Raw genomic sequence first — 350 nt, forward strand, 5'->3', positions numbered from 1 at the left:
TCCGCGCTCAAGGCGGTGCGCCGCAACATCCAGATGGTGTTCCAGGACCCGTACACCTCGCTGAACCCGCGCATGACGGTCGGTGACATCATCGGCGAGCCCTACGAGATCCACCCCGAGGTGGCGCCCAAGGGCGACCGCCGCAAGGCCGTCCAGGACCTGCTGGACGTGGTGGGCCTCAACCCGGAGTACATCAACCGGTACCCGCACCAGTTCTCCGGCGGCCAGCGCCAGCGCATCGGCATCGCCCGCGGCCTGGCGCTCAAGCCCGAGGTCATCATCTGCGACGAGCCGGTCTCCGCGCTCGACGTGTCGGTGCAGGCCCAGGTGATCAACCTGCTGGAGCAGCT

Annotated in this window: 1 protein-coding gene; it reads left to right on the plus strand. The window is 68.3% G+C overall.

Annotated elements, in window-relative coordinates:
• Nucleotides 1-350, plus strand: a 350-nt coding sequence (locus OO48_RS34100; RefSeq protein ID WP_033223589.1) for an ATP-binding cassette domain-containing protein, incomplete at both ends; no start/stop codon positions are given.

The sequence above is a fragment of the Kitasatospora phosalacinea genome (genome assembly GCF_000716545.1).
GTDB lineage: Bacteria > Actinomycetota > Actinomycetes > Streptomycetales > Streptomycetaceae > Kitasatospora > Kitasatospora phosalacinea.